This window comes from uncultured Dysosmobacter sp., assembly GCF_947631165.1.
Taxonomy (GTDB): domain Bacteria; phylum Bacillota; class Clostridia; order Oscillospirales; family Oscillospiraceae; genus Oscillibacter.
This window is the reverse complement of sequence record NZ_CANRKH010000053.1, coordinates 1-12,401: the sequence shown is the minus strand read 5'-3', so window position 1 is coordinate 12,401 and position 12,401 is coordinate 1. Positions and strand designations below refer to the sequence as shown.

General features: G+C 56.1%; 14 protein-coding genes and 1 pseudogene. 5 read left to right on the top strand and 10 right to left on the bottom strand.

The genetic code is table 11. From position 1 onward, the window contains the following. Both Q0Z69_RS15130 and Q0Z69_RS15125 read left to right on the top strand, forming a co-directional pair. On the top strand, positions 1-161 hold a 161-nt coding region (locus Q0Z69_RS15130), incomplete at its 5' end, for a holin (protein ID WP_298035232.1). Further along, on the top strand, positions 162-839 hold the full coding sequence (locus Q0Z69_RS15125) for a CHAP domain-containing protein (protein ID WP_298035230.1): 678 nt from the start codon (positions 162-164) through the stop codon (positions 837-839). Between the two features lie 159 nt (positions 840-998). On the opposite strand, the gene Q0Z69_RS16950 is transcribed toward Q0Z69_RS15125, so the two are convergent. From Q0Z69_RS16950 to Q0Z69_RS15110, 4 genes are all read right to left on the bottom strand, one after another. Continuing rightward, positions 999-1,196, bottom strand: coding sequence for a HepT-like ribonuclease domain-containing protein (locus Q0Z69_RS16950; RefSeq protein ID WP_367272335.1), 198 nt, complete (start codon positions 1,194-1,196; stop codon positions 999-1,001). Between the two features lie 545 nt (positions 1,197-1,741). Further along, a complete protein-coding gene (locus Q0Z69_RS15120; protein ID WP_298035231.1) occupies positions 1,742-2,263 on the bottom strand; it encodes an ATP-binding cassette domain-containing protein in 522 nt (173 codons plus the stop codon). Between the two features lie 167 nt (positions 2,264-2,430). Then, positions 2,431-2,766, bottom strand: a complete 336-nt coding sequence (locus tag Q0Z69_RS15115) for a hypothetical protein (RefSeq protein WP_298035234.1) — start codon at positions 2,764-2,766, stop codon at positions 2,431-2,433. A gap of 6 nt (positions 2,767-2,772) precedes the next feature. Beyond that, positions 2,773-2,931, bottom strand: a complete 159-nt coding sequence (locus Q0Z69_RS15110; protein WP_298035233.1) for a hypothetical protein — start codon at positions 2,929-2,931, stop codon at positions 2,773-2,775. 284 nt (positions 2,932-3,215) lie between these two features. Between Q0Z69_RS15110 and Q0Z69_RS16945 the strand changes: the two are divergent. Together Q0Z69_RS16945 and Q0Z69_RS15105 are read left to right on the top strand one after the other, a co-directional pair. Further along, positions 3,216-3,341 (top strand): annotated as a pseudogene (locus tag Q0Z69_RS16945) (relaxase/mobilization nuclease domain-containing protein); the annotation flags it as partial. 61 nt (positions 3,342-3,402) lie between these two features. Then, a complete protein-coding gene (locus Q0Z69_RS15105; protein ID WP_298035229.1) occupies positions 3,403-3,756 on the top strand; it encodes a hypothetical protein in 354 nt (117 codons plus the stop codon). 562 nt (positions 3,757-4,318) lie between these two features. Here the strand turns inward: Q0Z69_RS15105 and Q0Z69_RS15100 are convergent. The 6 genes from Q0Z69_RS15100 to Q0Z69_RS15075 form a co-directional block, all read right to left on the bottom strand. After that, positions 4,319-5,380 (bottom strand): BMP family ABC transporter substrate-binding protein, encoded by a 1,062-nt coding sequence (locus tag Q0Z69_RS15100; protein ID WP_298035228.1) that lies wholly within the window; start codon positions 5,378-5,380, stop codon positions 4,319-4,321. A gap of 78 nt (positions 5,381-5,458) precedes the next feature. Continuing rightward, positions 5,459-6,391, bottom strand: coding sequence for an ABC transporter permease (locus Q0Z69_RS15095; RefSeq protein ID WP_298035227.1), 933 nt, complete (start codon positions 6,389-6,391; stop codon positions 5,459-5,461). Between the two features lies 1 nt (position 6,392). After that, complete coding sequence (locus Q0Z69_RS15090) at positions 6,393-7,454, bottom strand: ABC transporter permease (protein WP_298035226.1); 1,062 nt, start codon at positions 7,452-7,454, stop codon at positions 6,393-6,395. A 14-nt stretch (positions 7,455-7,468) separates the two neighbouring features. Further along, on the bottom strand, positions 7,469-8,977 hold the full coding sequence (locus tag Q0Z69_RS15085; RefSeq protein ID WP_298035225.1) for an ABC transporter ATP-binding protein: 1,509 nt from the start codon (positions 8,975-8,977) through the stop codon (positions 7,469-7,471). A gap of 4 nt (positions 8,978-8,981) precedes the next feature. Beyond that, positions 8,982-9,806 (bottom strand): response regulator, encoded by an 825-nt coding sequence (locus tag Q0Z69_RS15080; RefSeq protein ID WP_298035224.1) that lies wholly within the window; start codon positions 9,804-9,806, stop codon positions 8,982-8,984. 73 nt (positions 9,807-9,879) lie between these two features. Next, positions 9,880-11,394: a histidine kinase gene (locus Q0Z69_RS15075; RefSeq protein WP_298035223.1), complete on the bottom strand. Its 1,515-nt coding sequence runs from the start codon at positions 11,392-11,394 to the stop codon at positions 9,880-9,882. A gap of 584 nt (positions 11,395-11,978) precedes the next feature. Here Q0Z69_RS15075 and Q0Z69_RS15070 point away from each other — a divergent pair. Beyond that, on the top strand, positions 11,979-12,344 hold the full coding sequence (locus Q0Z69_RS15070) for a hypothetical protein (protein WP_298035222.1): 366 nt from the start codon (positions 11,979-11,981) through the stop codon (positions 12,342-12,344). Positions 12,345-12,401 lie beyond the last annotated feature (57 nt).

Below are 12,401 nucleotides of genomic sequence, written 5' to 3'. Positions count from 1 at the left end.
TCCGGGCCGTCAAGACCGTGGCCCAGACCGCCGTTGCCACCATCGGCACCGCCGCGGTGCTGGGGGAGGTCAACTGGCTCATGGTGGCCTCCGCGTCGGCCCTGGCGGGCGTGCTGTCCATGCTGACCAGCGTGGCGGGCCTGCCGGAGGTGGAGGGGTAAATGGCCTGTGTATCTGAGCTGCTGGCCCTGGCCCGGGCAGAGCTGGGATACCGGGAATCCCCTGCAGGCTCCAACAGGACCAAATACGGGGCATGGTATGGCCTGAACGGGTATCCCTGGTGCATGATGTTCGTGCAGTGGGTATTTGCCCAGGCGGGCGTACCGCTGCCTGTCAGGACCGCCTCCTGCGGCCAGTTCCTGGGGGCGGCCCGGGCGGCGGGACAGTGGGTGACGGGCGGATACCGGCCAGGGGACGTGGTGATCTACGATTTTCCCGGCGGCGCAGCCACGGACCACTGCGGCCTTGTGACAGCGGCGCTGCCGTCCGGCGTGCGGGCCATTGAGGGCAACACGTCCGGCAAGAGCGATTCCAACGGCGGCGAGGTCATGGAGCGCATCCGCTCCAACAAATACATCCTGGGCGCGTGGAGGCCCAAATTTGACGGGGAGGAGACCATGGTTTACAAATATCTGAAGGACATCCCGGAGAAGTTCCGGCCGGTCATCGGGCAGCTGATGACCGCCGGGATCATCCAGGGCGACGGCAGCGACCCGGAGGGCAACGGCGACGTCATCGACCTGACCCATGAGCAGGTGCGGACGCTGGTGTTCGTCTACCGGGGCGGCGGCTTCGACCGGAAGCTCCAGGCCGCGGGAATGGAAACGGTGGTGCAATGAATCGTGCCCGAATCGGGCACACGGGCCTTCTGCGTGTGAAGATGCGTATGAGGCTCCAAATCATGCTTTCGGACATTTTCTGGCCTTGTTAGGCGTGGCTGTGGTTTCCCGTTGACACGTTACGCTCCATTGCCTCCGCTCACGTTTTTCTGTTCTGGGTCAGGTTATGGGTCGGGACTGTAAAATGCGCTCATAGACTAGTTCTAATGCCGGAATATCGCGGTTCAGCATATCCCATACCGAGAGAATATCAATGGAACCATAGGCATGAACATAAAAATTTCTGGTGCCTTTGATGATTCGACAAGGAATGGCAGTATCTTGCTGCTTTACCTTGTTCGGAAGTCGGGATACCAACTCTTCAATTTACACGAAAACATAGATAGGAGGTATTCTGAAATAGATAGGCGCTCTCAAAAATAGAAAAATTTTGATAGTATCGCTTACGGTACAGATTCTGCACTGTAATAGGCAAAATACATATGTGAGTTAAAATATAAAAGAGCAACTTATGGAATCAGACTGAACAAATTGAGCGGGTTGAGTCTTTTTCGAAAAGTTTATCAATTCTTCGTTTAAGACAGGAAAATCCAATCACATAAATGGAGTATTTCCTCTGGGGCGTTCCAAATAGGAAAAGTAACATGTTTAGGATGAAGCTGCTGGGGTCTATATGACCAAGAGCGAGTTTATCTGCATTACCGCTATGGATATGGAGCCTGTATGGCTATGACGACTAATTCCATTGCCCAAATATTCCCAATGCTTTCTTAATATTTTTCTATATTTCTATGTGTGGATCAAGCGGTTGCCCCACACAAAACTATGCACAAACATAAAAATGGTATTTCTAAAGCTGTTGTCAAGGGAAAATGTGAGATTGATTTGTCCCATGGATTAAATCAGTGGTTCCATAGCTCTACGGTCTTTGTTGCAATCTTCTCCTGAAACACTTGGTCATGTTCCACAAAAAGGAGGGTGGGCCGGTACTCCATCAAAAGCTCTTCGATCTGTATCCTGGAAAACAGGCCGATATAGTTCAGTGGCTCGTCCCCCACATATAGATGGGCGCTTTGACACAGGCTGGTGGCAAGCAGTACCTTTTTCCGCTGCCCGGCGCTGTACCCGGCCATATCCTGCACGAAGAGTTCCTGAGAGAAGTCCAGCTTGCGCAGGATAGTGAGGAATTGGGTCAAATCAATGTTCTGCGCCTCCGCCCAAGTCACAGGGGCGTCCTGGAGATGCGCCGCCTTCTGGGGGACATAGGAAATCACCATACCTGACGCCTGCCGGAGGAACCTAGTGTGAGGCACCTCCTCTCCCAGAACCAGCCGGAGCAGGCTGGATTTTCCGAAACCGTTGCCGCCGTCCAGGCATAGGCGGTCTCCCTGATCAAGTGAGAAGCTAGCGGGCCTTCCGGACATCCCAGGGTAGGCGATGGACAGGTCCCGCCCCTCCAGCAGTAGGTCACTATGATAAGTTAAGGACGTCAGCCTGAGGCTGTCAGCCCGCTCCACATCCTTGAGCAGATCAGATTTTTCCTCAACAGCCTTCTGCTGCGATACTCCAGATGTTTTGCTCGCCGCATCATCTAGGCCGACTTGTGGCCGATAAAGCCCCTTTCTGGGCGCAAGCTGGAATTTCTGGTGCTGTGTTTGATTTTCTCTACCATGTCAGACCAAACGGAAGTCTGATTAGCGGCCTGTTCCAGGCGGCGGATATCCCCTTTAAGCTTCTCGTTTTTGGCTTGCTCTCCCCGGTCCCGGTCTTCTTTATCCCGAAACCAGGTGGAAAAAGTCCCACGCACCAGCTCCGGCCCGGTTTGGTTCAGAGCCAGGATGTGGTGGTCTACACAGCCGTCCAGAAAGGCTCGGTCGTGGGATACCAGGAGAAAGCCGCGATCCAGCTTCCGAAGGTAGTTGGCCACCAGCGCTCAGACTGGGCCATCCAGATGGTTGGTGGTCTCGTCGAGCATAGGGTACGCCCCCTCGCCAAAAAAGAGGACTGCCAGCAGGGTCCGAGTCTGTTCGCCGCCGCTGAGAGTGGCAAAGGGACAATCCAGCACCTCCTTCCTCATGTCCAGGTTGGACAACTCTCAGATCAGCCGCCACTCCTTCCCAGGCGGTACATTTTCCAGCAGGATATCCAAGGTCCGACGTTCCGAATGCGCCACCGGCCCGGGCAAGCGCGGGCAAGGCTGGCGGTTGGAAATTCTCCCGATTCCCTTTAGTTCCCCCCGCTAGGAAGCGGAGGAGGGTGCTCTTTCCCCGGCCGTTCCGGCCCACCAAGCCCATCTTCCAGTTGATGTCTATCTGGAGATCCAGCCCCTCAAAAACCGGGGTGTAATCTCCATCATAGGTAAAATACGGGTTTTGAATCGTAATTTGGGATGCCATTAAGTTAGCGCCCCATATCGACACAGAGCATCTGCACTCCCATTTCATCGTGAATTCCGTCCATCCGGACACAGGGCAGAAGCTCCACTTCACGCCGAAAATCTTAGAACAGATGCGGCGGCGAGCAGCACAACAGCGCATTAACCAGTTTGGAACAGCGAGCACAGATGCCCCCGACACTGATGGACCAGCAGCCCAGCGTCCTTTACACAATACCCATGCAGACAGTGGAACGGCTGGAGGAGGTGCTGCGGAGAACGCTGGCATTGCAGGAGCACATCCGAATATCTATGGTGGAATTGGCGACCAAAGAGAGCCTGAACTTGCTGGCAACGGCAGAGGAGCTAACGAATTGGATAGACCAAGTGCAGGAGTACAACCGGCAGATGTATCGGTCCATGGGAGAAGTCTTGAAAGCGATGAAGGAGGAGAACCAACAGGCTGGGAAGATGCGCGACGAGTTTATGAGGAAACTCTCCGATATGGAGCGGCAGCGGTATCCACGGTGTTCACCATCCTGATGCGGATCCTGGTGCGGTAACGGAGGAGATCATCCACCTGCTGTCCAAACTGGAGGGTGAAACCGAGGATCAGGTGATGGACAGCACTACGCAACGTCAGCGAGGTGACAGAAAGGCACTTGCCAAAGAGCGGGAAAAGAAGATCGCCATGGGACACAAAGCAGATGACCATGAGAAAGGACAGAAAATGATGTAAGAGAGGTGCGGACATAGGTCTGCACCTCAAATTTTGCGCCGCAATAAATAATGAAAAGGACGTATCTCCACCAAATGCGGAGGGAATAAGCAAACAATATGAAGGGTATGTCCGCGCCACGCCGGAGACCATCAGAAATGTTATAGTGCGGTGATGTAAAAACAAAACGGACGGATGCGCCATAGCACATTCGTCCGTTTTGTTTTTGCATCGAAATATTCAGAACATGTACGGTTATTCACGCAACTCCAAAAGCGAAATGTTGTGGAAGCAGGGGAGTATGCCACCAGACTTTTGGAAAGTAACCAGGGACGCCCCGAAAATAATCTCCAGGGTGTCCATAGTTGCTTATATACCGTGTTTTGCTTACTTCATAAAGGAATCGTCGGCCATCTGAGACAAATAGCCCTGATACTTTTCGGCAATCTCAGCGGGCACCAGCTCGCTGATGGCGCCGGCGGACAGAACACCATTCTGCAGGGTTCCGTAGATGGTCTCACCGCCGAAAGTACCGTTTTCCACGGCCTCCATGCTCAGACCTACCAGGCCGGAGTTGTCGGTCACCTGGCTGCAGATGATGCACTCGTTCTGGCCCAAAGAGTCGGAGGGCTGGGCAATGTCGTAAACCTTCACGGAGCCGGCAGCGGCGTTGACTTCGTCAATGGCTTGACGGGCGCCGGAGTCGACGGCGGAGGCGTCGCCGAAGAATACATCGGCACCCTGGTCCATCATGGCCTTGGCAAACTCGATGCCCTTATCGGAGGCGGAGAAGGAGTTGGAGTACACGATATCCAGAGTTTTGACTTCCTTGCCTTCCTGGGCACCTACATAAGCGGCAGCTTCCTTGTAGCCCTCGTACTTGCCTTTGGTGGTATCCAGCTCCATGCCGCCGATGAAGGCAATGGTGTTGCTCTCAGTCATCAAACCAGCCAGGGCACCGGCGATCCAGCCGATCTGGGTGGCGTTGGGCAGCAGAGAAGTGACATTGCCGTTGACAGCCTCGGCGGGGGTGGAGTCGGCGCCGTTCAGCAGGGCGAAGGCCACATCGGGATACTCCTCGGCGGCCTGGAGCACCGCATCGGTGTACTGGTTGCCTGGGGCGTAAATCAGGTCATAGCCCAGGTCGCAGTAGGAGACGATGTTGTCATAGTAAGCGGACTGGTCGATGCTGTCGGAATAGGTGGTTTCCCAGCCGTGCTTCTCGGCGGCGTCCATCATGGCGTTGTAGCAGGCCATGCCCCAGCCGCCGTCGGAGATGCTGGAGTCGCAGATCATGGCGACCTTGTAGGTTTTGCCGGAGTCAGCGGGCTTCTCGGTTTCCGTGGAGGGCGTCTTATCATCGTCAGCGGGGGCTTCGGTCTTGCCGCCGCAGGCGGCCAGAGACAGGACCATTGCCATGGTCAAGAGCAGTGCAAACAGTTTTTTCATCTTTTCATTCCTCCGATTCCAATTTTGATTGATAGTGAATGTATCCATAACAGCCGCATCTGCAGCGGTTATCCCGGTTTACCGCTCCTCGCGGAGATAGGGCTTGCCGACGCCCTTGGGACCGGCCTTTTTCATGCCGATGAGCGCCAGCACCACCACGGTGGCAATGTAGGGGATCATCTGGAAGAACTGGTAGGGGATGCCATAGCTGCCCACTTGGAGGCGGATCTGCAGTGCGTCACAGAAACCAAAAAACAGGCAGGCCAGCAGCACACCGCCGGCACTCCAACGGCCGAAGATAACGGCGGCCAAGGCGATGAAGCCGCGGCCGGCCACATTGCCGTCGGTGTAGGTGGTGGCATAACAGGTGGTGAGGTAGGCGCCGCCGATGCCAGCCAGTGCGCCGCAAATGACACTGGCGGCGTATTTGACGCCGATCACATTGATGCCCAGGGTGGCGGACGCCTTGGGATACTCACCAACGGCCTTGAAGTTCAGGCCGGATTTGGTTCTGTTGAAATAGACGGCAGTGAAGAGCACCAGCGCATAGGCCAGATACACCATGGGAGGCTGATCCAGCAGCAGCTTCAGCAGGAAGCTCTGCGGCGTGACGCCCAGGATGGCGGCCAGGGAACGCATCAACGCCACCTGCACCAGTTCGCTGCCAGCGCCGAAGTAGACCCGATAGATGAAAGACGCCAGCGCCGGAGCGAAAATGTTGATGGCCATGCCGTAGACGATCTGTTCGGCGCAGAGATTGATGGTGGCGTAGGCGTAGATCATGTTTACCAGGATGCCCACTGCCGCACCGGCCGCCACGCCCAGCAGGGGACTTCCGGTGATGAGGCTCACCAAAAAGCCCACCAGAGAGCCGATGGCGGCGAGGCCCTCCAGCCCGATATGGACCAGGCCGGCCCGCTGAGAGTACAGCTCCGCCAAGGCCAGAAAGATCAGCGGCGTTGCCATACGAACACTGGCAAGGAGCAGATTCGATATAAATTCCCAATCCATATCACACGGCCTCCTTCTGTGTTTTATCGGCCATCCGGCCCAAAAACGCCTTGAACTGGGGGAGCTTTACCATGGCAAGGCCCGCCACAGTGAACACAATGACCAGGGCTTGAATGATATCAGACACACTGGTGGGGACGCCGGTGGCTGCCTGCATAGTGGTAGAGCCGACCCGCAGTGCCGCAAAGAAGATGGCTACCAGGATAGTCGCCAGAGGATGGAGCTGGCCGATGAGGGCCATGGCCACGCCGTCAAAGCCGTAGCCCGCGCCGAACCCATTGATGAGGCGGAATTGGGTGCCCAGCAGCTCGGCGCTGCCGCCCAGGCCCGCGATAGCGCCGGAGACAATGAAGCTCAGCAGGATGTACCGCTTCACGGCAAAGCCGTTGAACTCTGCGGCCGTCATGTTCAGGCCCACGGCCCGGAGCTGGAAGCCCTTGGAGGTATAGAACAGGAAGTAATAGATCAGCAGCCCCACTGCGATAGCGATCACGAAGGCGGAGGTGATCCGAAGGCCGAACAAGCGGCTGAGCTTATCGGCGTCGGGTACGGACGCCGTCTGAGGCACACTGCCATCCCGAAGCCAATTGGTGTACACCACGCCCATCAGCAGCGTCGCCACATAGTTGAGCATGATGGTGATGATCATTTCATTTTGATTCCGATAGACCTTCAAAAGGCCAGCCACCAGCGCCCACGCTCCGCCTGCCGCCGTGCCGCCCAGGAGGCAGAGCAGAATGGCGGGCAGGCCCTCGATGCCGCTTTTGGTTGCGATGTAGCAGCAGACGATGGAACCCATCAGGAACTGGCCCTCGCCGCCCAGGTTGAACACGCCGCAGCGGTAGGCAAAGCAGGCGCAGAGAGAGGTGAAGATCAGGGGAGTGGAGCGGGCCAGAGTTGTACCTACATTGCGAAGGCTGCCGAAAGCGCCGATCCACAGGGATTGAAGCGCCACAAAGGGATTGGCACCCAGCACTGCCATAATGACACAGCCGATGACAAAGGCCAGCAGGATGGAGATGACAGGCACCAGAAAGTTGGCCAGCTTGCTGTTGTTTTTCATTCTTTTCCCCCTCCTTACTTGCCGGCCATGGCCAGGCTGATCTCCTCAATGGGAGGATTCTTGCCGGAGAACACCCCCATAATCTGGCCCTCGAACATGACCACGATACGGTCGGAGACCTCCAGGATCTCGTCGAAGTCCGCGGAGATCAGCAGTACGCCGCAGCCCTTGTCCCGGGCTTCGATCATGGTGTCATGGACAAAACGTGTGGCGCCGATGTCCAGACCGCGGGTGGGGTGGACCGCCACCAGCAGGTCGGGATGGCCCTCCAGCTCCCGGGCCAGGATGACCTTCTGCTGATTGCCGCCGGAGAGGTTTCGGGTCTCCTGCTCAATGGAGGTGCAGCGGATGTCGTACTTTTCCTGCATTTTCAAAGCATAGTCCCGGATGGCTTTTTTCTTCAGATGATAGCCTCTGGCACTGGAGAACTCCGGGGAATCCGTGGACTTGAGCACGATGTTGTCCTTCACGGACATATTGCCGATCAGGCCCATTTTATTCCGGTCCTCAGGGATATGGGACACACTTTCCAGGATAAAGCCATGGGGCGTGAACTGGGCCACCTTGGAACCCTTCATGTCTACTTCACCAGCGTCGGGTGTCAGCACACCGGTGACCACCTGTGCCAGCTGGCTCTGACCGTTGCCATCCACGCCGGCAATGCCCACGATCTCGCCCCGGCCCACCGTCAGGGAGACGCCGTTGAGCCCGGCGTGCTTAGAATCCTTATGGTAATCCACGCTCCGCAGCTGGATGACAGGACTGCCCGGATCCTCCACCTTCCCATAGTGGGAGGGGGCCAGCTCCCGGCCGATCATCAGATTGGCCAACTCCTGTCCGTCAGTCTGAGACCGCTCCAGGGTGGTGACCACTTCACCGGCCCGCAGGATGGTAATACGGTCAGAGATGCGCAGCACTTCCCGCATTTTGTGACTGATGAAGATGATGCTCTTGCCCTCTTCCGTCAGCTTCCGCATGATCTTGAAAAGGCCTTCCACCTCGATGTCCGTCAGGGCGGCGGAGGGTTCGTCTAGGATCAGCAGCTCAGCACCGCGATACAGGGCCTTCAGGATCTCCACGCGCTGCTGGGCGCCCACGGCGATCTCTGTGATGGATTTGTCCAGTTCCACATCCAGGCCGTAACGCTCCGCCAGTTCCAGGATCTCCTTTTTACGGGCTTCTTTGTTGATGAAAATGCCCTTGGTGTTCCGGTCGCCCAGGATGATGTTCTCGAATACCGTCATGGCCTCCACCAGCATGAAATGCTGGTGCACCATGCCGATGCCCAGACGCACCGCCTGGGCGGGCGAATCGATGCGGACCGCCTGTCCGTTCAGATAGATGGTGCCCTCCGTGGGCTGGTACAAGCCGATGAGCACATTCATCAGCGTGGATTTACCGGCCCCGTTCTCTCCCAGCAGGGTATGTACCTCGCCCTTCCGGATAGACAGGTTGATGTCCCTGTTGGCGTAGAAGTCACCGAACCGTTTGCTGACGTGTTCCATTCTCAGAAATTCGTCCAATGCCTTATCCCTCCTTATGGCTGCGCCGCTTCTCTCTGCGGGCAAGCATCAGCTCTTTTTTCTCCTGTAGCACGTAGACCATGGACTCTGCCCAGGAGTACTGCTGCATAAACACACCTTGATATTGGCAGATGGCGTCCTCATCCCCATTCATAAAGTCCTGGTAGTCGGAATCCGCCAGGTCTATCCGCACCCGCAGGCTTCCCCGGCTGCGCAGAAACATCTCCTCCGCACCGCAGTCCCGCAGAGAGTCCGCCAGGTCCTTGATGGTTCGGCGGTAGCCGGCGCCGTCGGCATCCTCGCCCCACAGGTTCTCTACGATTTCATGGATGGATACAGGCCGGCCCTCCCGAAACACGCACAGCGCCATCAGCTCCTTGGCCTTGCCAGACCGGAACCGCACCGGCTCCCCGTCCACCAACATATCGAAAGCCCCGAAGGTATGAAAATAAATGCGCTTGTGCTGCCTCCGGCGCAGCAGCTTAGCCCGCTCCATCACATCAGCGATATCCTCCCGGTCGAAGGGCTTGAAGATGATGTAATCGGCCTTCATTTTAAGCGCGTCCACCGCAAATTTTGGATGTGCCGTGGCAAACACGATGATAATATCCTTTCTGAGCCGCCGCAGTTCCTGAGCCAGCTGGATGCCGCTCATGCCAGGCATATCGATGTCCAGCAGGGCAAAGTCCACCACATGGCCGCAGGCATATTCAATGGCGGCATGGGGATCTGTGAACTTGCCAACGATCTCGAAGTCCGGCATATCCGCGCATTTGAGTTCAAACAGCTGCAGATCCAGCAGCATATCGTCCACCAGGATCGTTTTCAACAGCGGTCACCTCCGCTTTCTTTTTCTATTGTAACAAATGAAGCGTACGGAAACCGTACGCTTCATGGAGCTGCTATTGCTTTTCACCAATTTTTTCAAATTTTTTATATGTCAGAATGACTTTCGTTCCAGTTCCCGGGATGCTTATGATCCGCATTCCGCAGCCGGAAAACCGGGCCAGACGCTGCCGCACGTTCTCAAGGCCGATGGACTCCTTGGCCTTGGCGGACTCCAGGTCGAAACCAACGCCGTCGTCGTCCACCGTGACGCGCCAGCTATCCGCGAACTCCTCTAAACTCAAAGTGACCGTCCCTCCGCCCACCTTGGGCTTGATACCGTGGAGAATGGCGTTTTCCACCACTGGCTGGATGGTCAGAAGCGGAATCTGGAAGTCGGCGTCCGGGATATCGTAGACCATTTTCAGCCGGTCCCCCAGCTGCTGCTGGTTGATGTCCGCATAGGCGCGCACGGCCCGCAGCTCATCCCGGAAAGAGCCTACGCCGCCGTCCGCGGTGACGGAATCCAAATTAAACCGCAGGTAGCGGGAAAAGTCGCCTGCCATCTTATAAGCGGCATCCGGCTGCAGAACGATCAGTGCCTGCAGGGAATTGAGGGTGTGATAGAAGAAGTGGGAGCGGATCTGGCTCAGCAGCATATTGCCCTGCTCGTACTCCAGTTGTTCTTGCAGCCGCTGAATCTCCCGGTGAGATTCCTCCGCTTTCAATAGCCGCAGCTTTTCCGCGTTGTAGATGCCCAATGCCGCCAGGAGACCCACCAGGAGGCTCAGTCCTATGCTCAGCCACAGGCTGCTGCTGGCGTACCAGGGGCGCAGAGGGGCGACGGACACCGTCCACACCGCGTTGTACAATGTCTGTTGGTAATCTACAGTCGTCCGCCCCTCGGGAATGGGCTGTTCCGACTCCAGGATCGTCTGGCGTACGCCGGTATCCGGGTTGATGCGCCAGACCTCGCAGGCAAAGCCCTGAGGATTCACCCGGTCGATGCCGCTTTCGGAGAGAACATCCGGGAAAACCAGCGTCACTGAGACGATGCCCCAGAAGTTCGACGCACCGCTTTCATCCCGCAAAAACACCGGCAGCCGTCCGGCAATGCCAAGGCCGCCCTGGATCAGTTCAAAGGGACCTGCAATATACAGTTCCTTTTTTTCAATGGCGGCCTGCGCTTCCTTGTTGCCGGCACCCTCTCCATACATATTCAGCCCGATGACTGCCTCATTGTTTGCCAACGGAAACACTTTGTCCACGATACCATCTGGCGCGAAGAGGACGTTCCGCACATAGTCATCCTGCAGAAGGATCCCGGCGATCCTGTCGAATCCCGCATATTCGCCGCCGGTCTGTATCAAATAGGCTTCCAGAACACGGGTTTTGCTCATCTCGGATATCATGATCTCATAGGCTCCCGAACCGATGGATCTGGCAATATAGCCCATCCGTTCCTGCTCCTGCTGGGCGCGATTCTTCTCTATATACGCTGTCAGTGACAGCCCGACCAACAGAGCCAGTAAAAACACCTTGCAGGCCCGTGTGAACGCCGGCCTTCTGTACAGTTGCACCCGCTGATTCACCCTACCAGCCCCCTCTGCCCGTTTTTTTTAGCATACGACACTTTCGCGTCAATTGCAAGAAAAGTATCCTGGTGACATCAGCCTGGTAACACAGAAACCGCCGGAAGAAACGAAGGAAAGTACGATTTTGAAGCAGTTGGCGATGGGCTTGTCAAGGGGCTAAATTACATTTTGTGTGTATAGGACAGTATCGGAAAAAGGGCGAAAAGAGCTGAGCCTCTGCGGAGACCATCTGAAATGATGCGGCTGGTTATCTGGCGCGCGGCAAGACAGGCTGGTGCGGTTGTCCATCCCGAAGCAAAGCGGAGATTGCCGCAGTCATTTTCCTGCTGACATGACCAATACAGCCCTTCGGACACCTTCTTTTCAGGAGCATTTCAAGACTGAACTTGTTGCATATCTCGACTGCTACAATAACTACAGGGGCAAACAGAGATTCAATGGCTTACCGCCGGCTGTCCAAGCGCTCACAGCCGCTTGAATCGCCTTTTCCGCCTGCTTCTGCCTAACTCTTGGGGTTCAGTTCGGATTGGCTGACTTAGTGGATGAGCTGCGGGAGAATACCAGTCTGGATAGTTTTATCTTTGGCTTCAGATTGGCGCAGGGCTAACGGTGAGGGTAGTATCCGCAAGCGGAAGGACGGCCGCTGGGAGGGGAGATATACCGCTGGTCATGATTCGGCTACAGGCAAAATCATCTACAAAAACGTTTTAGGTAAGACGCAAGGTGAAGTAAAAGAAAAGCTGAAAAAGGCCATCGCAGACAGCCAGCGGCTGGACATGAACCGAAGCGGCACCCACGCAGTGGAGAGTTGGATAAAAATGTGGTACGAGGTCTACGCCGAGCCTCGGCTTCGGGAGAAAACCAAAGACTACTATTTGAACTATATCGACAAGCACATCATCCCTGGCCTCGGAAATGTTCCACTGGAAAAACTGACCACCATCTAGATCCGGAAATTCTACAACGACCTGCAAAAGAACGGCAGAGTGCAGCGTTATAAGCAC

Excerpts from the sequence above, each read along its gene's own strand:
- Q0Z69_RS15125 (WP_298035230.1), top strand. The coding sequence starts at position 162 with ATGGCCTGTGTATCTGAGCTGCTGGCCCTGGCCCGGGCAGAGCTGGGA.
- Q0Z69_RS15120 (WP_298035231.1), bottom strand. The coding sequence starts at position 2,263 with ATGTCCGGAAGGCCCGCTAGCTTCTCACTTGATCAGGGAGACCGCCTA.
- Q0Z69_RS15090 (WP_298035226.1), bottom strand. The coding sequence starts at position 7,454 with ATGAAAAACAACAGCAAGCTGGCCAACTTTCTGGTGCCTGTCATCTCC.
- Q0Z69_RS15095 (WP_298035227.1), bottom strand. The coding sequence starts at position 6,391 with ATGGATTGGGAATTTATATCGAATCTGCTCCTTGCCAGTGTTCGTATG.
- Q0Z69_RS15100 (WP_298035228.1), bottom strand. The coding sequence starts at position 5,380 with ATGAAAAAACTGTTTGCACTGCTCTTGACCATGGCAATGGTCCTGTCT.
- Q0Z69_RS15105 (WP_298035229.1), top strand. The coding sequence starts at position 3,403 with ATGCCCCCGACACTGATGGACCAGCAGCCCAGCGTCCTTTACACAATA.